Below are 20,422 nucleotides of genomic sequence, written 5' to 3' on the forward strand. Positions count from 1 at the left end.
CGGGGCGAGGTAGGTGGATCGGTCAGTCGGCCGGCGAGACCAGGTGGTCGTGCAGTGTGCCGTCGCGGGCGTGCTGCGGCGACGGGGTGTAGCGGCACCCGTCCTCGAACAGCAGGGAGAACGGTCCGGGGGCGCACCGGCCGGCGATGCGGCCCCAGCGGCCTTCTGGCTGAGTCAGGGGATCAGCGGCAGCACCGCGCCCTGGTCGCCCTCGGCGGGCGTTGCCTCGCCATCTGTGGTCAGGGCTGTGTCGACTGGTTCTGCAAGCTCTCGCGCGGCAGGACCTGGGGAATGACGGGCAGCACAGTGCCGGCGCCGATGGGTGCGACATGTGCTACGAGTTCGCCGGCCTCGGCGAGCATGAGCAGGTTCGGAAGCTCGTACGATTGTGCGGCACTGCGATCGGCTTGATAGCCAAGGTCGTCAAGGCTCGCTGCAGTGAGCCTGCTGAGTGGATTGACCATGTTACCGATGAAGCCTGTCATCAGTTCGTTGCGGAAGACAGCCTCTCGCCAGTGGCTTTCGCGAGTTCCGGGGCCGCCAGTGTTTTCCACCGGGACTCGTGTCGGCGTTCCGTCGCCGCGGAGCACGCCGTATTCCTGCATCGCGCCGGCACCCACAAAGGTGGGGTTCGACGTGCCGATCCCTTTCAGTAGCGATTTCGAGTTCCAGAGTGTGCCGACGCCCAATACATGACCCATCTCATGGGCAATGAGGTCATTCAACAAGCCGTTTGCCTCCATGCTCGCGAGGTCGGCAGTGTCGAAGGACATGATCCCTTTCGCAGGGAGAAGTGACGCGGCACCGATTCCTGGAGGGCGGATGTGCGTAGGGCCTGCTTGCCCCAGAACCTTACCGGCTCCGTCAAGAGAAACTCCCTGAGCCAGGATCAGGACGTCATCGATATTCTCGTTGTCGACTGTGACGCTGGGGAGATCCCCTACGATCACTTTCGTCCAGCGATCGGCAGCTGTAGCGAACGAAGACCGTTGAGAAGCGGTCAGGCCGCCGAGGAACCGGACTTCGATCGTGAACGGTGAAGTCGTCGCAGCGATTTCCTGAGCGCGCGATGCGTCCGCTCGCGCCTGATAAGTTTCATACTTTTCTTCCGTCATGTTCCTCACTGACTTTCTTCGTGTGAGGAGTCACTGTTTCGCGTCTACTGGACAGACGTAGACGTCACGCAGGATTCCTGCCTGCCTGAGGCACTGGAGCCGCTCCAGTCGATCCTCGCAGCATCCCTTGCACCGGTACAACGCCAGGTGAGGCGTAGCTACTTACAGGCATTACCTTAAACCCCCTCACGCCCCAGAATCCAGACAGAAGCGGGACAATTCCCTTGTCCTGTTACCGTCGCGCAGTGAAGTGCAGTTTTCAATGCGGCGAGCATATATTCAGCAAACTGCAGTTGATGCCGTTTGCCGCGAAACGTCGGAGCTTGAAGTTGTGGACCGGCATTGGCGAATTCGGCACCTGTAACGACCTGAGATCAAGCGCAACCGTATCGGGTGCGGTTGTAGCCCAAAGCCTTCCCGTGGCAGCGATGGAGCAATGGGCCGTCTCGTAACACCCGTGGCGGTGTCCCACCGACATTGCCGATCCACCACCTCAAGACAGGAGGGTGACCAATGCCCGAGTACATCGAATTCCCCCAGGAGAACATCGATAAGGCCTTGGCTCTGGCACGGAGCCCCTTTGAAGGGGTTGACCTGCAGTCCGCCGACATGCTGACTCCCGAGGCGGTTGCGCAGGCCGGCCCGGCCGCTGTCAGTGCCGGCTGCGTGGCACTGAGGTCCGAGGGGAAAAAGGTATGCCTGAAGGTGCCGTTCGCGGGCAACATTTGCGTGCCGGTCGACCTGCCCGACGGCACGTTTGCGGAAGCCTGTGTGGACATCTGCACCCGCTTCGGCGTCCCTACCGGCGCCTGCGTCGTAGTCCGGGCAGCAGGCAAACAAGTCTGGCGGCAGTGCTTCGGCTGGTGCTGACCTGGCATCGGTTGCATGAAGCGTGTTGTCTGACAGGTGATCAGGTGATCAGGTGATCAGGTAAGCGAAAGAAGTGCCTCTGGCCGGGGGCAATGGGGATTGTCAAGGTTCTCGCCCCCTGCGGCGTCAGAGGCACTTCCCGGGTGAGGGACTCTCCCCCTTCGAAGAAACAGGGAGCACTTGTTCTTCCATTCCTGGAGCATGGTGCTCAGCTCTGCCACCGGTTGCAAGTGGAGAGGAACGGACGTGCCTACATTGAAACTGAGGAATCTTCGCTGTTTCGAGACAGAGGATAACTGGGGCGCAGATCACGCATACCTGGTGGTCAATGGCCGCCACGTTTGGGGCCCGACCAGGATAAATGACAATCAGTGGCGCGAAGTGAACGTGGATGAGCCGTTCACTTCTACGGCAACTATCGAGTTGTACGAAAAAGACGACTCCGACCCCGATGACTACTTGGGGACGTGGGTCGCGCGAGAGAACGATTCCGGCGAGCAGCGGGCCTTCTTCAACGCTGACGATGCGCACTACGAACTGTTCTACGAAGTGGTGCGGTAGTTCTGCCGTTCAGTGGCCACCGCCGGTCGCGCCCCCGCCTCTCTCGCCATCGGATCGACGGTCTTCCACCCGGACGCCGTTACATGCCGGCCCGCGCTACCGACGGACGCCCCGCCCTTCGGAGCCGACGCCGTCACCTGCCCCTTCATTGCGAAGTCCGCTCCTCCGCGTACGTGAGCTCGTCCTCGTGGTCGAACCTGCCGGGCTCGGCCTCGGCGAACCCGCCAGGGCCCTCGTCGGACCAGTCCGCCGGACACCTCGGTCATCGCCCGTTCGGCGCCCGGCCACGCGGGGAGTGGGTTCCCGGGTGCCGGTCAGCGCCGTGCCGTGACCGTGCCCTCGACCGCGAAGAGCTGTTCCTCCACGTGGTCGAGGGCGAGGCGCAGGGCGCCGGTCGCCACCACCGCCTCGCCCAGGGCCGACAGCGTGACCTGCGGCGGGCGGAGGCAGTAGCGGGACAGTTCCGCGCGCAGCGGCTCCAGTACGCCGTCCAGGCCGGCCGCCCAGCCGCCGATGACGACGATCTCCGGGTCGAGGGCGAGGACCAGCGCGGCGACGTCGTGGACCAGGCGCTGGAGGAAGCGCTGTACGGCGTCCCGGGCGCGTGCGTCGCCCTCGCGCGCCAGCGTGAACACCTGTGCGACCTGCGCCTCGTCCAGCGGATGCAGCGGTTCGCCGGTCGTCGACAGCAGCGTCTCGGGCGTCGCCTCGCGCCCCAGCAGATGCAGCGCGCCGATCTCCCCGGCCGCCCCGCCGAAGCCGCGGTGTAGCCGCCCGCCGATCAGCGAACCCGCTCCCGGGCTCAGCCCGGCCAGCACGAACACCACGTCGTCCGAGCCGGCCGCAGCACCCTTCCAATGCTCGGCGACAACCGCCGCGTTGGCGTCGTTCTCCACCAGAACCGGGCAGCGGAAGGACTTGCGCAGCCGTTCCCCCAGCGGCAGGCCCGTCCAGCCCGGCAGCGCGGTACCCAGCGTCACCCTGCCGTCGGCCTCCACGATGCCGGGGCCCGCGACGCCCACCGCGCGCAGCGAGTCGCGGGCCACGCCCGCTCGCAGCAGCAGGTCGGCGACCGTGTTCCGGACGCACGCCAGCCGCCGGTCGGCCGGGGTGGCCTCGTCCACGTCGTGCTGGACCGAGCCCAGCACCCGCCCGCACAGGTCGGACAGCAGCGCCGAGACCCGGTGCGAGCCGATCTCGATACCCAGCAGGTGCCCGGCCTCGGCGCGGAAGCGGAACCGGCGCGCGGGCCGGCCCTGCCGCCGCGCCGCGCCCTCGTCGGCGGGCGCCTCGACGACCAGCCCCGTCTCGATGAGCCCTTCCACGACGCCTTCGACGGTCGGCCGGGACAGGCCGGTGAGCTGTACCAGCTGGGTCAGGGTGGAGGAGTCGGCGGCGCGCAGCGCGTGCAGCACCACGGCGGAGTTGATCCGCCGCAGCAGAGAGGGATCCCCGCCGGTGAGCCGCCCCAACGTCCGTCTCCCTAGCCTCGCGTGTCTGCGGGATCGTAACCGGTCGGACGGCCTGCGGCGAGCCCCGAAGTCCGCTGGTCACGGCCTGTGACGGCCAATTGTCAGACCCTGGGTCTTTACTGGTGACATGACGAGGCAACAGATTTCCGGTCACCTGTCCGTGCACCTGTCCGCGATCGACGCCGCGCTCGCCGCGCCCGGCGACGCCGGCCGCGTGCTCAGGCTCCGCGTGAGTGAGGAGTTCTGGGACGCCGATCCGGCGGACGAGCGGGCCGTCGCGGCGGAGTGCGAAGCGGAACGGGCGGCGCTGGACGGCGTGCTGTCCTTACGCTGGGGGCCGCCCGGCGTGCTGGACCTGACAACCCATCTGGAGCGGTCGGCGATGGGGGTACCGGAGTGGCCGCCGCTGGCGGACCTGTCCGCGCTGACCGCGACGGTGCACGTGTGGGCGGTGGGGGAGTGCCGGGTGGCCACCGGGGTGGGAAGGGCCGCCGAGTTCCTGCCGTACGAGCTGGTGGCGGCGGTGTGGCCGGGCAGCGGTGCGGGGCCGCCGCTGCCCCGGCAGGGCGGTCACGCCTCGGCGAACGCCGCCTCGCGGAGCCGGCCGTACTCCTCCGCCAGGGTGGTGGGGTTCCAGTGAGCGTTCAGCCCGCTGGGGTTGGGCAGTACCCAGATCCGGGCGCCGCCGATGGTCCGCTCCTGCGGCCCGACCTTGGCATGCTTGTCGCCGAAGGCCGCGCGGTAGGCGGTGACCCCGGCGACCGCCAGCCACGCAGGGCGCAGCCGGCGCACCTTCTCCTCCAGCCGGCGGCCGCCTTCCTCGAATTCCTCCGGCGTCAGTTCGTCGGCGCGGGCGGTGGCCCGCTGCACGACGTTGGTGATGCCCACGCCGTACCGCAGCAGCTCCTGCTCCTCGGCCGGCAGCAGCCGCCGGGGGGTGAACCCGGCGGCGTGCAGCGTCGGCCAGAATCGGTTGCCGGGCCGGGCGAAATGGTGGCCGGTCGCGGCCGACATCAAGCCCGGGTTGATACCGCAGAAGAGCACCCGGAGTCCAGGCGCTGCCACGTCCGGGACGAGGCGGCCGCGAGCGGCTTCCAGCTCTTCGGGGGTGAAACGCGGCACGGCGCTCCGATCGGTCGGAGGGTCAGAGGATGGAGCCGGGCGTGTAGGCCGCGGCCTCGGGGTGCGCCTTGGCGATCTCCTCGATGCGTGCGACCACGGCCGCCACCTGGTCGGCGGCGGCGCCCGTGAAGGACAGCTTGTCGGCCATCGCCTCGGCCAGCTGGGCACGGTCGAGCGGGATGCGCTCGTCGGCGGCGAGCTTGTCCAGCAGCTCGTTGCGCTCGGCGCCCTGCTCGCGCATGGCGAGCGCGGCGGCCACGGCGTTCTCCTTGATCGCCTCGTGCGCGACCTCGCGGCCCACGCCGGCGCGTACGGCACCCATGAGGACCTTCGTCGTGGCGAGGAAGGGGAGGTAGCGGTCCAGCTCGCGGGCGACGACGGCGGGGAAGGCGCCGAACTCGTCCAGGACGGTCAGGAAGGTCTCCAGCAGGCCGTCCAGCGCGAAGAAGGCGTCCGGCAGTGCGACGCGGCGGACCACGGAGCAGGACACGTCGCCCTCGTTCCACTGGTCGCCGGAGAGCTCACCGGCCATCGAGGCGTAGCCCCGCAGGATGACCATCAGGCCGTTGACGCGCTCGCAGGAGCGGGTGTTCATCTTGTGCGGCATCGCCGAGGAGCCGACCTGGCCGGGCTTGAAGCCCTCGGTGACCAGCTCGTTGCCTGCCATCAGCCGGATGGTCTTGGCGAGCGAGGAGGGCGCTGCGGCCAGCTGCACCAGGGAGGTGACCACGTCGTAGTCGAGCGAGCGGGGGTAGACCTGGCCGACGGAGGTGAAGTTCTGCGCGAAGCCGAGGTGGCCGGCGATCCGCTGCTCCAGCTCGGCGAGCTTGCCGGCGTCGCCGCCGAGCAGGTCGAGCATGTCCTGCGCGGTGCCGACGGGGCCCTTGATGCCGCGCAGCGGGTAGCGGGAGAGGAGGTCCTCCAGGCGCGCGTAGGCGACGAGCAGTTCGTCGGCGGCCGTGGCGAAGCGCTTGCCGAGGGTGGTGGCCTGCGCGGCGACGTTGTGCGAGCGGCCGGCCATGACCAGCTCGGCGTGCTCGCCGGCCAGCTTGCCGAGCCGGGCGAGGACGGCGACGGTACGGTCCCGCATCAGCTCCAGCGAGAGGCGGACCTGGAGCTGCTCGACGTTCTCGGTCAGGTCGCGGGAGGTCATCCCCTTGTGGACCTGCTCGTGGCCGGCGAGGGCGTTGAACTCCTCGATCCGGGCCTTCACGTCGTGCCGGGTGACCTTCTCACGCTCGGCGATGGAGGCCAGGTCGACATCGTCCAGGACTCGCTCGTAGTCGGCGAGGGCCTGCTCGGGCACCTCAACGCCGAGGTCCTTCTGCGCGCGGAGCACGGCGAGCCACAGCTTCCGCTCCAGCTTGACCTTGTACTCGGGGGACCACAGGACGGCCAGCTCGGTGGAGGCGTAGCGGCCGGCCAGGACATTGGGGATGCGGGGCTTTGCAGTCACGTGAGCCGATTCTACTGTTCGTTCGCGCAGGCCAGCGCCACGGTCCGCATTGTGGCTTGCTACAAGCCCACCGGCACGACCGTCAGCGGCACCCCGAGCTCCCGGACGGCCGCCGTCTCCCGCTCGTCCGTACCGGTGTCGGTGAGCACCGCGTCGTACAGCGTGGCGTCCCCGTAGCAGTACGTCGCGGTCTTGCCGAACTTGGCGTGGTCGGCGAGCAGCAGGCTGCTCGCGGCCGCGGCCAGCATCGCCTCCTTCACCTTGACGAACTCCGGCAGCGGGTGGAAGAGCCGGCCGCCGTGCACCGCCGTCGCCGACATCAGCGCCAGATCCGCGTGGATCCGGGACAGCGCCCGCGTCACCTCGCGCCCCGTGCAGGAGTTGAAGTCCCCCTGGTACCGACCGCCGAGCAGTGTGACATCGGTCCCGGAGGCGCCGGACAGCCGCTGCGCCAGCCCCACCGAATTGGTGACGACGGTGAGACCGTCGATCTCCGCCAGAAGGCCGGCCAGCGGGTACAGCGTGGTGGAGTCGTCGATCAGCAGGGTGCTGCCGGGCCGGATCCGCTCCGCGGCGGCGGCGCACAGGGCGGCCTTGACCTCGCGGTTCGCGCCCTCCCTGAAGCGGGTGGCGGTCTCCATGGTCAGGGCCGGGAAGGCGACCGCGCGCCCGCGCTCCTTGCGGAGCAGACCGCGCCCCGCGAGATCGTCCAGGTCGCGGTGCATGGTCATCAGGCTGAGGCCGAAGTGCGCCGCGAGATCGTCGATGCGGATCTCGCCCCGCTCGGCGACGTACCGGAGCACGTCCTGCCGGCGCTCCTCGACGGCCGCCTGCGACAGCCGTGCTCTGGCGGGCACCCCGGTCCTCCTTCCCTCGTCCGTCCGGGCGTGCCGTCAGCCGGTCTGCGGCCGCACCACGGCCTTGATCGCCGTCGGGTCGGCCGCGCCCGAAGTGAGCGCCGCCTCGCTGTCCTGGAGCCCGTACCGGTGCGTGACCAGCCGGGCCAGGTCCACCTCGCCGGACGCGGCCAGGGAGATGGCCGTCGGCCAGGTGTTGGCGTACCGGAAGGTGCCGGTGAGCTCGATCTCGAAGTTCTGCACATGCGCGAGCGGCAGCGGGATGGTGTCCCCGCCCATCCCGACCAGCACCGCGCGCCCCGCCCGGCCGAGCGTGCGCAGGCCCTCCTCGGCGGCGGCCGGCGCGCCCGAGCACTCCAGCAGCACGTCCGGCTCGTACCCGGTGTCGGCGAGCCGGGTCTCGCGCACGTCCACGGTCGCGGTGGCACCCAGCTCCTGCGCGACGGCGAGCCGCTCCGGCGCCACGTCCGTGACCACGACCTCGCTCGCTCCGAAGGCCCGCGCGGTCTGCAGCGCGACCAGCCCGATGGGCCCGGCCCCGGTCACCAGCACCCGCGATCCGGGCGCGACCCGCCCCTTCCGGGCGGCCCACACGCCTACGGACAGCGGTTCCAGCAGTGCCGCGCCCTCCGCGCCCAGCGATTCCGGCACCGGATGCGCGAAGTCCTCGTCGACGGCCACGTACTCGCACAGCGCCCCGTCCACCGGCGGCGTGGCGTAGAACGACACGTCGGGGCAGAGGTTGTACCGGCCGTGCCGGCACTGGGCGCAGCGGCCGCACGGCACGCCCGGCTCGATGGAGACCGGCTGTCCGGGGGTGTGCCGCCGGGCGCCGGGCCCGAGCGCGACGACGGTGCCGCCCGGTTCGTGCCCGAGGACCATGGGGGAGCGGACGACGAAGTCGCCGATCCGCCCGTGTTCGTAGTAGTGCACGTCGGAGCCGCACACGCCGACGGCTTCGACGCGTACGAGCACCTGCCCGGGGCCCGGCCTGGGCACGGGCCGCTCCTGGATCTCCAGCTGCTTCGGCGCGACCAGCACGGCGGCGCGCATGCTCTCGGGGACGTCGTACGGGGCGGTGACGGTCATGGGCTTTTTCTAACACGGGAAGGCCCCGGTGTTAACGCATTTTGCGATAACTCTGCCGAGGCCGGACCGGGTGGGGCCAGGCCGAACCAGGCCGGGTGGGGCCAGGCCGAACCAGGCCGGGTGGGGCCAGGCCGAACCGGGCCGGGTGGGGCCAGGCCGGACCGGCCCGGCGGCCCGTCACGACGCGGACGGGCCGCCGGGCTCGTACGGAAGCAGTTCCGGGCGCTTCGGTGGCCTGCCGTCGCCGCTCGACCGGCCGGTGAGGCGGCGGCCGATCCACGGCAGCAGATGGGTGCGCGCGAAGCGGGCGTCCGCCGTGCGCCGGGCCACCCAGCCCGGGGGCACCGGCGGCGGCAGCGGCGCGTCCCACTCCGCCTCCGGCGGTAGGCCGAGCGCCTGCCAGACGGCCTCGGCGACCCGCTCGTGGCCCTCGGCCGTCAGGTGCAGCCGGTCGTCCGCCCACAGCCGCGGGTCGCCGAGCGACGCCGAGCCGTAGAGGTCCACCACGAGTGCGCCGTGCCGCCGCGCCACGTCGTCGATGTGGTCGAAGAGGATCTCCATGCGCGGGCGGAACCGTTCCAGCACCGGGCCCTGGCGGCCCGGGCTGCGCATGAGCACCAGCTGCTTGCAGCTGGGCGCCAGCCGCGCGGCGGCCTCCTCCAGGAGTGCGCACACCCGTGCCACGTCGCACTTCGGGCGCAGTACGTCGTTCAGGCCGCCCACCAGCGTGACCAGGTCCGCGCCCATGGCGGCGGCCGCCGGCGCCTGGTCCTCGGCGATCTGCCCGATCAGCTTGCCGCGCACCGCGAGGTTGGCGTACCGGAAGCCGGGCGTGCGGGCGGCGAGGCGCGCGGCGAGCAGGTCCGCCCAGCCGCGGTACGAGCCGTCCGGCAGCGCGTCCGACATCCCCTCGGTGAAGGAATCCCCGACCGCGACAAAACTGGTGTACTGAGCACTCATCTCCATGGCGCGAGCGATCCTATACGCAGTACAGGATCGCTCGCGCCGCGGCTGCCGCCGGAACCGGGCGGCCGCCGCCGTTACGCCGCGGGCCGCTGCTGGAGCACCAGCTCCCGCAGCACGTCCTCCATGGTGACCAGGCCGGCCAGCCGCCCGTCGTCGCCGATCACGGCGGCGAGGTGGGTGCGCGAGCCGCGCATCGCGGTCAGCACGTCGTCCAGCGGCGTCGCCGCCCGCACCCGGGCGATCGGCCGCATCGAGGACACCTGGAACGGCAGGTCCCGCGGCATCGCGTCCAGCGCGTCCTTCACATGCAGATAGCCCAGGATGCGGCGGGAGTCGTCGACGACGGGGAAGCGGGAGAAACCGGACCGCGCCGCCAGGTCCTCCAGCCCCTCGGGCGTGACGCCCAGCCGGGCGTACACCACCTTCTCCAGGGGCAGGACCACGTCCCGTACCGGGCGGCGGCCCAGCTCCAGCGCGTCCCGCAGCCGCTCGGCGCCCCGGTCGTCCAGCAGGCCGGCGTCGGAGGAGTCCTCCACCATCTTGGCCAGCTGGGCGTCGGAGAAGGTCGCGGCGACCTCGTCCTTGGCCTCCACCCGCAACAGCTTCAGCAGCCCGTTCGCGAACGAATTGACCGTGAAGATCACCGGGCGCAGCGCCCGCGCCATCGCCACCAGCGGCGGCCCCAGCAGCAGCGCGCTCCGTACCGGCGCGGCCAGTGCGATGTTCTTCGGCACCATCTCGCCGAAGAGCATGTGCAGATACGTGGCCAGGGCCAGTGCGATCACGAACGACACCGGGTGGACCAGGGCCTCCGGTACGCCCGTGACATGGAACAGCGGCTCCAGCAGGTGGGCGATGGCCGGCTCGGCGACCGCGCCCAGCACCAGGGTGCACAGCGTGATGCCCAGCTGGGCGGCGGCCATCAGCGCCGAGACGTGCTGCAGGCCCCACAGGACGCTGCGCGCCCGGCGGTCGCCCTGCTCGGCGTACGGCTCGATCTGGCTGCGGCGCACGGAGATCAGGGCGAACTCGGCGCCGACGAAGAACGCGTTGACGACCAGCGTGAGCAGGCCGATGAAGAGCTGCAGCGCGGTCATCGGGCGGCCTCCTCGTGCGTACGCGCGTCGTGCGCGTCACCGGCCGCTGGTGCGTGCAGCAGCACGCGCGCCGCACGGTGGCCCGACGCGTCCACGACGTCCAGCCGCCACCCGGCGACGGTCAGCTCGTCACCCTGCCCGGGGATGCGGCCCAGCTCCGTGGCGATGAGTCCGGCCAGCGTCTCGTACGGGCCCTCCGGCATCCGCAGGCCGATCCGCTCCAGCTGGTCGGCGCGGGCCGCGCCGTCCGCGTCGTACAGCGTCCGGCCGTCCTCGTCCACGCCGGCCGGTGCCAGGTCGGGCGTCTCCTGCGGGTCGTGCTCGTCGGCGACCTCGCCGACGACCTCCTCGACGATGTCCTCCAGCGTCGCGACGCCGGCCGTACCGCCGTACTCGTCGATCACCACGGCCATCGTGCGCTTGCCGGAGAGCCGGTCCAGCAGCTCGTTGACCGGCAGCGTCTCCGGTACCAGCAGCGGCTCGCGGAGCATCTCCGCGACGGGTTGCCGGGGGCGCCGCGCGGCCGGTATCGCGAGCACGTCCTTGATGTGCGCGACGCCGACGATGCTGTCCAGGCTGGAGCGGTAGACCGGGAAGCGGGACAGGCCGGTGGCGCGGGTGGCGTTGGCGACGTCCTCGGCCGTGCACTGCACGTCCAGGGCCGTGACCTGCACCCGCGGCGTCATGACGTTCTCCGCCGTCAGGTCGGCGAGGTTCAGCGTACGGACGAACAGCTCGGCCGTGTCCGCCTCCAGCGCGCCCTCCTTGGCGGAGTGCCGGGCGAGCGCCACCAGCTCCTGCGGGCCGCGCGCGGACGCCAGCTCCTCGGCCGGCTCCAGGCCCATCCGGCGCACCACACGGTTGGCGGTGTTGTTCAGATGGCCGATCAGCGGCTTGAACGCGGCACTGAAGCCGCGCTGCAGGGTGGCCACCCGCTTGGCGATGGGCAGCGGGCTGGAGATCGCCCAGTTCTTCGGGACCAGCTCACCGATGACCATCAGGACGACCGTGGAGATGGCCGTACCGAGGACCAGTGCGATGCTCTCGCCCGCCGAGCGCGACAGCCCCATGGCCTCCAGGGGACCGGCGAGCAGCGCGGCGATGGAGGACTTGGCGAGCATGCCGATGATCAGGCCGGTCACCGTGATGCCCAGCTGGGCACCGGAGAGCTGGAAGGTCAGGCCGCGTACGGCCTTCAGGGCGCTGTCCGCGCCGCGCTCCCCGCGCTCGGCGGCACGTTCCAGATCGCTGCGCTCGACGGTCGTCAGCGAGAACTCGGCCGCGACGAAGACACCACAGGCCAGGGTCAGCAGAAGCGCCACGGCCAGCAGAAGCAGCTCGGTCATCGGGTCACCTCCGTCCCATGATCGGACAGGGCCGGGAGGTTCGCGCTATGTCGACTACCACTAGGAGGGTCGCCCATGGCCGGACGCTCACACCTTTCTCGAGGGAGTGCCGCGGATTCCGTGTATCCAGCAGCGAGGGGACTATCCATAGTAAAGGACCGGCAAAAAAGGCGCTTGATCACCCGTGCGGACCGCCCTCGCGGGCGGAGCGCCGTTCCGGGGCCGGACGGCCCGTGAAACCCCGGCGCTCCAAGGGCGGCAGCCCCAGACGGTCCCGGGTGGACTCGTCGAAGCCGTCGAGGAAGCCGTGCAGCGTCTCCGACAGGTGGCCGAGCGACTCCACGGCGAACAGGACGGGCTGGTAGCCGGCGACCTGGTACGGACGCGAGGCGATGTCGGCGAGGTTCCAGGGCCGGATGTCGGCCCGGTCGAAACGGCGCAGCTCGCCGTACGACGACAGCAAAGCGGCCCCGTACGCCGTCGGCCGCCCGCCCTCGTGGACGACGCCGTACTCCAGGCTGTACCAGTACACCCGGCTGATCAGGTCCAGCGCGTCGTCGGACGTGACGCGGGACGCGGCCCGGCCCACCGTGCGGTACAGCTCGGCGAACCACGGATCGCTGAGATGCGTGCCGTGGCCGAGCATGTCGTGGATGACATCCGGCTCGAAGGTGTAGAGGGGCATCGCCGGATGCCGGACGTACTGCACGGCGTGGAAGTAGCCGTCGGCCATCGAACCGAGGAACCGCGCGTTGGGGACGATGCCCCCGGCCAGCGTGAACCGGAAGCCCGTCAGTTCGTACAGGCGGTCGCCGACCTCGGCGTGCTGCGGTACCCGGCCCTCCGGCACGGGCGCCCGCTCCCGGGCCTCGGCCACCGCCCGGCACACCCGCCCCCGCTGGGCGTCGGCCAGCGCGGCCAGTACGGACCGCCAGGTCGCGTGCTCCTCCTCGGTGTACTCCACGAGCGGGGAGGGCGCGCCGACCCGGTGGCCCGTGGCCAGGGCGGCGATACGGTCCCGCCGCCGGACGTACGAGCGGTCGGCGTGCCCCGGATGCTCCTCGGCCCTGCCCAGCCGGCCGTCGGGGGTCACCGGTGTCTGTGCCATCACATCGATCATGCCCAGCATCGTCGGCCGGGCCGGCGGACCGGAGCGGTCAACGCGCCGCGCACCCCCGGTCCGTCCGCCTTACGCCTCGGCCCTGGCATCCGCGTCGGTGTCCGGGCCGGGGGAGCCGACGGGCGTCCCCGGCCGTTCCAGGTGCCGCACCCAGCGGCTCCACTGCGGCTCGGGCGCGTACCCGGACGCCTGCCACGCCTGGTGCGCGAGCTCGTTGCGGTCGAGCACCATCGCGTCGGCGCGCCGCCCGCCCAGCGCCGCGAACCGCTCCTCGGCCGCCACCAGCAGTGCACGCCCGATGCCCTGCCGGCGCCGCTCCGGGTGCACCGCGAGCCGGTACAGGTGACAGCGCCAGCCGTCGAAACCGGCGATCACCGTGCCGACCAGTTCGCCGTCCCGCTCGGCCAGCAGCAGCGCCTCGGGGTCGCGGTCGACCAGCCGGGCCACGCCGTTCCGGTCGTCGCTGATGCTGGTGCCCTCGGCGGCCAGCTTCCAGAAGGCCAGTACGGCATCGAGCTCGGCGGGGAGTGCGGCACGGATACGAAGATCATTCATGCCCGCATCCCACCACCGGACACCGCCCGGGGGCCACAGGATTCCACCGGTCGGGACGGCGTCCGGGGCCGGCGGCGTCAGAAATTTCCCGGAGACTTCCTGGGGTTGGCCTGCCGTACCTTCGCGGCGAGGTCGTGGCCGTCCCGCGCCACCTTGTACCGCGCCATGATGTAGTTGCTCGCTGCGGCCGCCGAGGACACCGGATCGTAGATCTTCCGGCTGGTCCCCGCGGCGTGGTAGCGGGCGAAGGTCTGCGGGACGGTCTGGACCATGCCCCGCGAACACATGCCCTTGAAGCCGTCCGGCGCGTTGCGTCCGCCGAACAGTTCGGGCACGTTCCTGGCATTGCTGTCGGTGGTGTTCACCTGCCGCCCCGGCGCGTTGTAGGAGCTCTCGCGCGAGGCGATCGTCAGCAGGCCCGGCAGCCAGTACCGATCGGGCAGGCCCATGATGCGCAACGCCTTGCGGATGTGCTGCTCGCACGCGGCGCGGCCCGAGGCCCAGCTGCCGCGCCCGGAGAAGTCGATCCGGTCGGTGCTGATCTGCTCGATGCTGTCCTCGGCGAACCTGCCGCGTATCTCGATTCCGTGCTTCTTGGCCAGCTCGGTCAGGGAGTGTTTTCCGGGAATCCCGTCCGCGTCCGCCCCGGAGAATCCCAGCCGCCGCTGCCAGCGGCCGTACGCTTTCTTTGTCCGTCCGCCCCAGAAAGCGCCGCGCTCGGCGCCGAGATCGGCGTCCGGGAATTCCTTCAGTAAACAGTCCTGTACGACGCGCACGCTGTCCGGAATATCGCGTGACTCGGTCTGTCCGACGCGGGCCCAGATCCATGTGGCCACGATGTGCTCCGAGGGGTCAGGTGGTGATTCCGGCCTTCTTCCGGGCTATTTCCAGGATGCGCCGGAAGTCCAGCGATCCCGGATCGCCGTGGTCGTTCTCCGGCACGTGCTGATGGCCGCAGATGCCCCGGAAATCGTTCCATTGCGAAGCCGTCATACGGCTTCTGGTGGTTCCGTAGGAATGCGGGTAGGGCTTCCAGGAGGACGGCCCCGTCAAGGGCACCCCGTGTTCCCGGTGGGCCCACAGGAGCAGGCCCGCCAGGCCTTCGAGCGCCCAGCCGGGCGCCTGCGGCCAGTAGACGTGTGCACGGCCCGCCTTGGTCCACCTGTCGTGTGCCGCGGGGTCGCAGGTGCCCACCAGTTCCACCTGCGTGACGTTGAGGGTGTTCGTCTGTACGCCGCCGGGCTTGTTGGTGAGGGCCCGGCTGGAGCGGTCGAAGTCGAAGTGCTGGTAAGCGACGATCTGTTTGCGCTGCAGATCCGGCAGAAGGGTAAAATTCGGGGCCTGTGATCCGCCGGCGTAGGAAGGCACCGAAGTGCCTTCTGTGGTGTGCAGAACGATCGTATTGACCTCCTGGTCATTTCCTGGGAATTTGTTCTGGAACCAGTACCTGGTGGACGCACCGGGATAGCGTTGCGGACCCTTCGCCATGGCTTCTCCTCGGAGGCGGTTTTTCGCCGATCCTCCTGCGCACGCGAAAGGGTGTCCAACCTTTCCGTCGGCCGCCGCCGCCCGGGCGCCGGGCCGTCACCACCGAAAGCGGTGGTAACGGCCGGACCGCCGCCCCGCCGGGGGGAGGCGGAAACACCCTGTTCGCCGGGCGGCATCCGGCCACTCTTCGCGGTGGCGGCCGGACGTGTCCCGGACGGCTCGCTCCAGCACTCGTGCGGTGTTCCCTACGGCGGAGCGCGGCACCGCGTCCTCAGCTGCCCCGCAGCTCCTCGATGACCGGCGCGAACGTCTCCAGGGCCGCGTCCAGGACCGTGATGTAGGAGAAGCCGTACCGCTCCCGGCGCTCGCGGAGCTGGTCGGCGATCTGCCGCACCGTGCCGAACAGCAGCGTCGGCGCGTCCAGCAGCTGATCCACGTCCAGACCGAGGCCGTACGCGGCGAACTCACGGGCCGCGGCGCGGCGGTCGTTGGTGATCACCACGCGCTGTACCAGCATGTTCAGCTCGGCCGGTGCCGCACGGCCCGCCGCCGCCTCCTGGTACGTGGCGACCGTCGCGTCCAGGTCCTCGGCGGAGGCCAGCTCCAGCGTGCCCTCCGGCTTGCCGGGCGCCTGGCGGCCGCCCTGGAACGCCGCGATGTCCGCGTGCTTCGCCGTCAGCCGCATCATCCGCGGACCGTTGCCGCCGATCAGCAGCGGCGGGCGCGGCGTCTGCACGGCGTGCGGCACGTGCTCCGGGTCGCCCAGCAGCCGGTCCAGTGTCCCGATCGTGCGGCTCAGCTGGTCGACCCGCTGCCCCGGGCTGCCCCAGGGGATCGCGGCCGACTCGTGCTCGGCCTTCACGTACCCGGTACCCAGGCCGAGTTCGAGGCGGCCGCCCGTGAGTGCGTCGGTGGTCGCCACCTCGCGGGCCAGCAGCGCCGGATTCCAGAAGCCGGTGTTCAGTACGAAGGTGCCCACCCGCGGCCGCTCGGTGGCCTCGGCCGCCGCCACGAGCGCGGGGAACGGCGCCGGCATGCCCAGATGGTCCGGTACCAGCAGCACGTCGTAGCCGATCGACTCGGCCTGCCGGCACCTCTTCCGCCACTCGTCGGCGGAGGCGATCGCAAGCGTGTTGACGCCGAAGCGGAACGGACGGGTCATCGGACCTCCTGTGGTCTTCTGTTGTCAGCGGGCCGCGCGCACCCGCCGCCGCGAGCCGCGCACCTGCCCGAGGGGGACGCGCTCCGCAATCGTGGTGCCGCGCCCGCCCGTCGTCACAGTGCCAGACAGGGCAGCGCTGTCGGGGCCGTTCACCATTCCCGGCCGGTGCCCGTACGTTCACCGGGACAGCCTGACGGCACCTGCAACCGGGCACGTCACAGCAGCCTCCGCAGATGTCCGGCGAAGGGACGGGGCATGACACACTCTTCCGTTGACAACCCCGTGGCAGCACACCACCTGCGCAATTCCATCGACGGCCGGTGGAGCCGGCCGAATCCGGGTGGACCAGGACCCACCTCAACCCGGCCGACCTGACCGACCGGATCGGGGAGTTCACCGAGTCCGGCGGCGACGACGCGGACCGTGCGGTGGACGCCGCGGCGGCGGCGCTCCCCGTAGGCACCGCCATCCACGCCGCGGCCGCCCACCGGCTGCTGCGCACCAGCTCGAACTGGGCGGCAGGAACGCCGTGATCGTACTGGCGGACGTCGACCTGGACGGGGCGGTCGACGCCGTCGTGCACGGCGCTTTCGGGCAGGCGGGACAGCGGCGCAGTGCCACCAGCCGGGCCCTCGCCGACGTGCGCGTGCGGGACGCCTTCCTCGACCGGCTGGTCGGCCGGGTCGCGGACATGAAGGTCGGGCCCGGCGACGACCCCGCCTCGCAGACCTGCCCGGTGGTCGACACGGCCCGCATCGCCAACTCCGTGAAGTACGGCAAGTCCGGCACGATCCTCACCGCCTCCCGGTCCCGCGCCTTGGCGTCGAGGGAGCCGACGGCAGGAGAAAGCCCCGGCCGGTCGGGGGAGGCCGGCCGGGGCGGTCCGGGTGGGCTGCTGGTGGCGGTCGCCTCTCGGCGAAAGGCTCCGTGGGGCTTCAGCCGAACGATCTTCCCCACGGGCAATAGGTGAGGCCCGGGGACACTGTCCCACCAGCAGCCGCACGTATGTCAGCAAACCGGGTGGGTCGGGCATTCCATGGCGAAAGGGTGATCTGGCTCACGTGTCTCAGTGGGCCGCCACGGTCTCCGCCGCGAGGCCGAAGGGCGGCGTCATACCGGCCCCGCCGACGCCGTTGACCGCCGTGACGCCGGGCTCCGGGTCGGCCACGAGCTCCGTACGGCCGTCCCGCAGGGAGGGGGAGAAGCCCCGACCAACGTTCGGTGATCCCGGCGTTCGGGAGGGGCGCGAAGCCGGCCGGATAGTCCATGATCGAAGGCGGCGTTGCTGCTCAGACGCCCAGCCCCCGGCCGCGCTCCCGTGCCGCCGCGCCGGGAAGAAGCTGCCCATGTGCTTGCACAACGGTGCCCAGTCGGCGGAATGCGCCGGCCCCTGGCCACCATCGCGCCGCCGAACACCACCCGTGGCCCGGAGTGGCCCGCCCACATGCCCCACAGGAACTGCCCGGCCGCGTACGCCGCGAGGTACACCGCGTCCAGCACGTCCAGCACGTCCAGCACCTGTTCGGTGAGCACTCCGTCTCCGTTGACCAGGGGGTCGTCCAGGATGCCGAGCTCGGCGAGGAAAACCACGTGGGTTTCCACGGCGGCGTCGCTCTTGGCGTTCATGCGTGGTCGGCGGTGGCCACGAGCACGGCCGTCGGCGGCCGGTCGTGCCGCCCTGCCCCACCAGGGAACACCGGGGCGTTCGGGGCGTCCGGGGCGGAACCACCGGAATTCCTCTACCGCCCCTGGCCCGGGCGGCATGGCCGGTTCCTCCGTTGTGCGGTGCCGCCCGGTGATAGTGCGATCGTCCTGCCGGCCGTCTCCGCGAGGGGGAGTTGTGATGAGCGACGAGAATTCCGGGAATCCGCCCGGCGGCGCCTCTGTGGGTGTCGTACTGGCCGGGGGCGGCGCCCGGGGCGCCTACGAGGCGGGAATGCTGGCGACGCTGCTGCCGAAACTCGCCGAATACCAGCAGCGGCCCGATGTGTTCGTCGGCACCAGTGCCGGAGCCCTCAATGCGGTGCTCTTCGCCTCGCTCGCCCACCTGCCCGCGCAACAGGCCGCCGACGAGGCGCTCAAGGCCTGGCGCGGAATAACGAAGGACCAGGTCTTCACGGCTTTTCTGCCCAGGGCCGTACCGGTCGTCCTGCGGCAGTACCTCACCGGTCTCCTCAATCCGGCCGGCCCGCCGCTGTCCGGGCTCCTCGACACCGGCCCGCTGCGGGAGACCCTGCGCAAGAAGCTGGGCTGGCACCAGCTGCACAGCAACATGCTCAACGGCACGGTGCAGGCCGTGGCGGTGGCCACCACCGCCTGCCACAGCGGCCGGACCGAGATCTTCACCGAGGGGCCGCTGACCGCCGCGCTGCCCGAGAGCGATGCCGACCGGGCGGTGGACTACACCCGGACCGTCCTCAACGAGGAGCACGTACTGGCCTCCGCCGCGATCCCGGTGGCCTTCCCGCCCGTGCACATCGAAGGGGCCGACGGCTGGTACATGGACGGCGGGGTACGGCTCAACGCGCCCATCAAGCCGGCCATCTCGCTCGGCGTGCGCCGAGTGGTGATCATCGCCGCCACGCCGCTGCGGTACCTGCCCCGCACCCACGGGAGGGGCGAGTCGGCGCCGTCCGTCCTGGACGTCTTCGCGCAGGTCATGAACGGTGTGCTGGGCGACCGGATGATCGAGGACACCCGCACCCTCGGCAAGGTCGACGAGCTGGTGAAATCCGGCGGCACGGGTGTCAGCCCGCGCGGCCGCCACTACGAGGTCGTCGAGTACCTCTTCGGCGGTCCGTCCCCCGGCCAGTCGGGGCAGCTCGGCGAGCGCGCGGCCTACGTCCTCGACACGTACTTCCGCGGCACCCGCCGGCTGACCAACCTCGACCTCACCCTGCTCGCCTTCCTCCTCGGGCCGGGACGCAGCAGGGGCGAACTGCTCAGCTACCTCCTCTTCGAGCCGGAATTCATCGACGAAGCCATCGAGCTGGGCCGCCGTGACGCACAGCTCGTCCTCGACGCCGCAGGCGACGACCCGGACAAGCTGTGGCGGAGCGACGCCTACTGACCCCTGCGCCGGCCCCGCAGACCGAGCCCGCCGACGACCAACAGCAACACAACGGTGCCCAGGGTGAACGCCTCGAAGGTGAGGCGCGAGACGCCCCAGGCGTCCCGGAAGTCGTAGCCCAGGCCGAACAGCCGCTTCAGGGTGCCGGGGAACAGCGCCACCCAGGACCCCAGGACGATCCAGGCGTACACGACCGCCGCGTACGTCACGAACCCACGGCTGCCGAACGGCACACGGTACGGGCGCGGCACCTCAGGGCGGTGGAGCCGCAGCCGGATCAGCGCCGGCACGATGACGAGGTACGACAGCAGCAGCGTCGTGATCGCGACCGTCAGCACGACGCCGAAGACCGCCGCGGTGTCCCCGGCCGCCAGGTTCATCGCGGCCACCATGAAGAGCGTCGCGGTGATCCCGGAGAGCAGGTTCATCCGTACCGGAGTACCGAGCCGCGGGTGGAACGCGCCGAGGCCGCGGCTGAAGAACCGCCGTCGGCCGCCGTCATCGCCTGCATCCGGTCGCTGACGATCATCCATGCGCTGCCCTGGGTGAGCAGTGCGAAGACGAACAGCACGGCGGCCGTGGTCAGCAGCGGCCCGCTCCGGTCCCCGTACACGCCGAAGACCAGCCGGGCCGCGTCCATGAACCCGCCGATGCCGGTCACCTGCCCGGCCGGCGCCGCCGACAGGATCGCCAGCACCGGCAGGAGGTAGCAGCACGCGGCGATCAGCCCGGAGATCCCGATGGAGACCGGTACGTCCCGCTGCGGGTCGTGCATCTCGTCGCCCGCCGCGTTCGGCGCCTCGAATCCGACGTACGCGAAGGCAGCTTGAACGCGTAGTCCGCCACCGTCCCGGAGCCGAGCGGGAGGACGAAGCCGTCCCAGGACTCCGCCGCGATGAACACGAGCGAACCGCCGAGCCACACCGGATTGGTGACCCAGTAGAACAGCGTGGTGAGCGCCGCGGCGGTGCGCCCGAACGCCAGCTTCACCCAGACGTACGGCCCGCCCTCCTGAGGGAAGGCGGGGTGCACAAGCTGCTGTACGAACTGCACGGCCTCGCCGACCGCAGCCGGCC

23 protein-coding genes are annotated in these 20,422 nt (G+C 70.8%); 6 read left to right on the top strand and 17 right to left on the bottom strand.

Annotated features, from left to right (window positions below; translation table 11 throughout):
• Positions 1 to 239: 239 nt before the first annotated feature.
• Entirely contained in the window at positions 240 to 1,115 is an 876-nt protein-coding gene (locus tag AAC944_RS33990; RefSeq protein ID WP_030608475.1) for a leishmanolysin-related zinc metalloendopeptidase, read from the bottom strand.
• A gap of 513 nt (positions 1,116 to 1,628) precedes the next feature.
• On the opposite strand from AAC944_RS33990, the gene AAC944_RS33995 reads away from it, so the two are divergent.
• Both AAC944_RS33995 and AAC944_RS34000 read left to right on the top strand, forming a co-directional pair.
• On the top strand, positions 1,629 to 1,985 hold the full coding sequence (locus AAC944_RS33995) for a hypothetical protein (RefSeq protein WP_030608472.1): 357 nt from the start codon (positions 1,629 to 1,631) through the stop codon (positions 1,983 to 1,985).
• Positions 1,986 to 2,231: 246 nt separating this feature from the next.
• Positions 2,232 to 2,546 (top strand): hypothetical protein, encoded by a 315-nt coding sequence (locus AAC944_RS34000; protein ID WP_196942778.1) that lies wholly within the window; start codon positions 2,232 to 2,234, stop codon positions 2,544 to 2,546.
• A gap of 314 nt (positions 2,547 to 2,860) precedes the next feature.
• Here AAC944_RS34000 and AAC944_RS34005 read toward each other — a convergent pair whose 3' ends face one another.
• The gene (locus AAC944_RS34005; protein WP_030608467.1) at positions 2,861 to 4,018 is read right to left on the bottom strand and encodes an ROK family transcriptional regulator; all 1,158 of its coding nucleotides are present in this window, start codon (positions 4,016 to 4,018) and stop codon (positions 2,861 to 2,863) included.
• A 127-nt stretch (positions 4,019 to 4,145) separates the two neighbouring features.
• Here AAC944_RS34005 and AAC944_RS34010 point away from each other — a divergent pair, with 127 nt between their 5' ends.
• A complete protein-coding gene (locus AAC944_RS34010) occupies positions 4,146 to 4,658 on the top strand; it encodes a hypothetical protein (protein ID WP_196942776.1) in 513 nt (170 codons plus the stop codon).
• On the opposite strand, the gene mug is transcribed toward AAC944_RS34010, so the two are convergent.
• The 12 genes from mug to AAC944_RS34070 form a co-directional block, all read right to left on the bottom strand.
• Positions 4,589 to 5,140, bottom strand: coding sequence for a G/U mismatch-specific DNA glycosylase (gene mug / locus AAC944_RS34015; RefSeq protein ID WP_030608461.1), 552 nt, complete (start codon positions 5,138 to 5,140; stop codon positions 4,589 to 4,591). The genes AAC944_RS34010 and mug overlap by 70 nt on opposite strands.
• A gap of 22 nt (positions 5,141 to 5,162) precedes the next feature.
• Positions 5,163 to 6,596, bottom strand: coding sequence for an adenylosuccinate lyase (purB, locus tag AAC944_RS34020; RefSeq protein ID WP_030608458.1), 1,434 nt, complete (start codon positions 6,594 to 6,596; stop codon positions 5,163 to 5,165).
• Positions 6,597 to 6,655: 59 nt separating this feature from the next.
• Complete coding sequence (locus AAC944_RS34025; RefSeq protein WP_030608454.1) at positions 6,656 to 7,453, bottom strand: DeoR/GlpR family DNA-binding transcription regulator; 798 nt, start codon at positions 7,451 to 7,453, stop codon at positions 6,656 to 6,658.
• Positions 7,454 to 7,489: 36 nt separating this feature from the next.
• On the bottom strand, positions 7,490 to 8,542 hold the full coding sequence (locus AAC944_RS34030; protein WP_030608451.1) for an NAD(P)-dependent alcohol dehydrogenase: 1,053 nt from the start codon (positions 8,540 to 8,542) through the stop codon (positions 7,490 to 7,492).
• A 177-nt stretch (positions 8,543 to 8,719) separates the two neighbouring features.
• The gene (locus tag AAC944_RS34035) at positions 8,720 to 9,508 is read right to left on the bottom strand and encodes an SGNH/GDSL hydrolase family protein (RefSeq protein WP_030608448.1); all 789 of its coding nucleotides are present in this window, start codon (positions 9,506 to 9,508) and stop codon (positions 8,720 to 8,722) included.
• 74 nt (positions 9,509 to 9,582) lie between these two features.
• Positions 9,583 to 10,605, bottom strand: a complete 1,023-nt coding sequence (locus AAC944_RS34040; protein WP_030608445.1) for a hemolysin family protein — start codon at positions 10,603 to 10,605, stop codon at positions 9,583 to 9,585.
• Positions 10,602 to 11,951, bottom strand: coding sequence for a hemolysin family protein (locus AAC944_RS34045; RefSeq protein ID WP_030608441.1), 1,350 nt, complete (start codon positions 11,949 to 11,951; stop codon positions 10,602 to 10,604). The genes AAC944_RS34040 and AAC944_RS34045 overlap by 4 nt, the downstream gene beginning before the upstream one ends.
• A 178-nt stretch (positions 11,952 to 12,129) precedes the next feature.
• Positions 12,130 to 13,059, bottom strand: a complete 930-nt coding sequence (locus tag AAC944_RS34050; protein WP_368396649.1) for a phenylalanine 4-monooxygenase — start codon at positions 13,057 to 13,059, stop codon at positions 12,130 to 12,132.
• An 81-nt stretch (positions 13,060 to 13,140) separates the two neighbouring features.
• Entirely contained in the window at positions 13,141 to 13,626 is a 486-nt protein-coding gene (locus AAC944_RS34055; RefSeq protein ID WP_078888302.1) for a GNAT family N-acetyltransferase, read from the bottom strand.
• A gap of 77 nt (positions 13,627 to 13,703) precedes the next feature.
• Positions 13,704 to 14,462: a transglycosylase SLT domain-containing protein gene (locus AAC944_RS34060; protein ID WP_196942774.1), complete on the bottom strand. Its 759-nt coding sequence runs from the start codon at positions 14,460 to 14,462 to the stop codon at positions 13,704 to 13,706.
• 16 nt (positions 14,463 to 14,478) lie between these two features.
• Entirely contained in the window at positions 14,479 to 15,114 is a 636-nt protein-coding gene (locus AAC944_RS34065) for a hypothetical protein (protein WP_030608429.1), read from the bottom strand.
• 271 nt (positions 15,115 to 15,385) lie between these two features.
• A complete protein-coding gene (locus AAC944_RS34070) occupies positions 15,386 to 16,276 on the bottom strand; it encodes an LLM class F420-dependent oxidoreductase (protein ID WP_030608426.1) in 891 nt (296 codons plus the stop codon).
• Between the two features lie 320 nt (positions 16,277 to 16,596).
• On the opposite strand from AAC944_RS34070, the gene AAC944_RS34075 reads away from it, so the two are divergent.
• From AAC944_RS34075 to AAC944_RS34085, 3 genes are all read left to right on the top strand, one after another.
• On the top strand, positions 16,597 to 16,809 hold the full coding sequence (locus AAC944_RS34075; protein ID WP_030608423.1) for a hypothetical protein: 213 nt from the start codon (positions 16,597 to 16,599) through the stop codon (positions 16,807 to 16,809).
• Positions 16,806 to 17,246, top strand: a complete 441-nt coding sequence (locus tag AAC944_RS34080) for an aldehyde dehydrogenase family protein (RefSeq protein WP_030608420.1) — start codon at positions 16,806 to 16,808, stop codon at positions 17,244 to 17,246. Before AAC944_RS34075 ends, AAC944_RS34080 begins: the two co-directional genes overlap by 4 nt.
• An 873-nt stretch (positions 17,247 to 18,119) precedes the next feature.
• Positions 18,120 to 19,346, top strand: a complete 1,227-nt coding sequence (locus AAC944_RS34085) for a patatin-like phospholipase family protein (protein ID WP_051871392.1) — start codon at positions 18,120 to 18,122, stop codon at positions 19,344 to 19,346.
• Here AAC944_RS34085 and AAC944_RS34090 read toward each other — a convergent pair.
• Genes AAC944_RS34090 through AAC944_RS34100 form a run of 3 tightly spaced genes read right to left on the bottom strand, consistent with a single transcriptional unit; the run spans position 19,340 to position 20,399 of the window.
• Positions 19,340 to 19,774, bottom strand: coding sequence for a hypothetical protein (locus AAC944_RS34090; protein WP_051871391.1), 435 nt, complete (start codon positions 19,772 to 19,774; stop codon positions 19,340 to 19,342). The genes AAC944_RS34085 and AAC944_RS34090 overlap by 7 nt on opposite strands.
• Positions 19,771 to 20,121 carry an amino acid permease gene (locus AAC944_RS34095; RefSeq protein ID WP_051871390.1) on the bottom strand — a complete coding sequence of 117 codons (351 nt, stop codon included), beginning with the start codon at positions 20,119 to 20,121 and terminating at the stop codon, positions 19,771 to 19,773. The genes AAC944_RS34090 and AAC944_RS34095 overlap by 4 nt, the downstream gene beginning before the upstream one ends.
• Complete coding sequence (locus tag AAC944_RS34100; RefSeq protein ID WP_368396650.1) at positions 20,070 to 20,399, bottom strand: hypothetical protein; 330 nt, start codon at positions 20,397 to 20,399, stop codon at positions 20,070 to 20,072. Before AAC944_RS34100 ends, AAC944_RS34095 begins: the two co-directional genes overlap by 52 nt.
• Between the last annotated feature and the right edge of the window lie 23 nt (positions 20,400 to 20,422).

The sequence above is a fragment of the Streptomyces sclerotialus genome (assembly GCF_040907265.1).
In the GTDB taxonomy this organism is placed as follows: Bacteria; Actinomycetota; Actinomycetes; order Streptomycetales; family Streptomycetaceae; genus Streptomyces; species Streptomyces sclerotialus.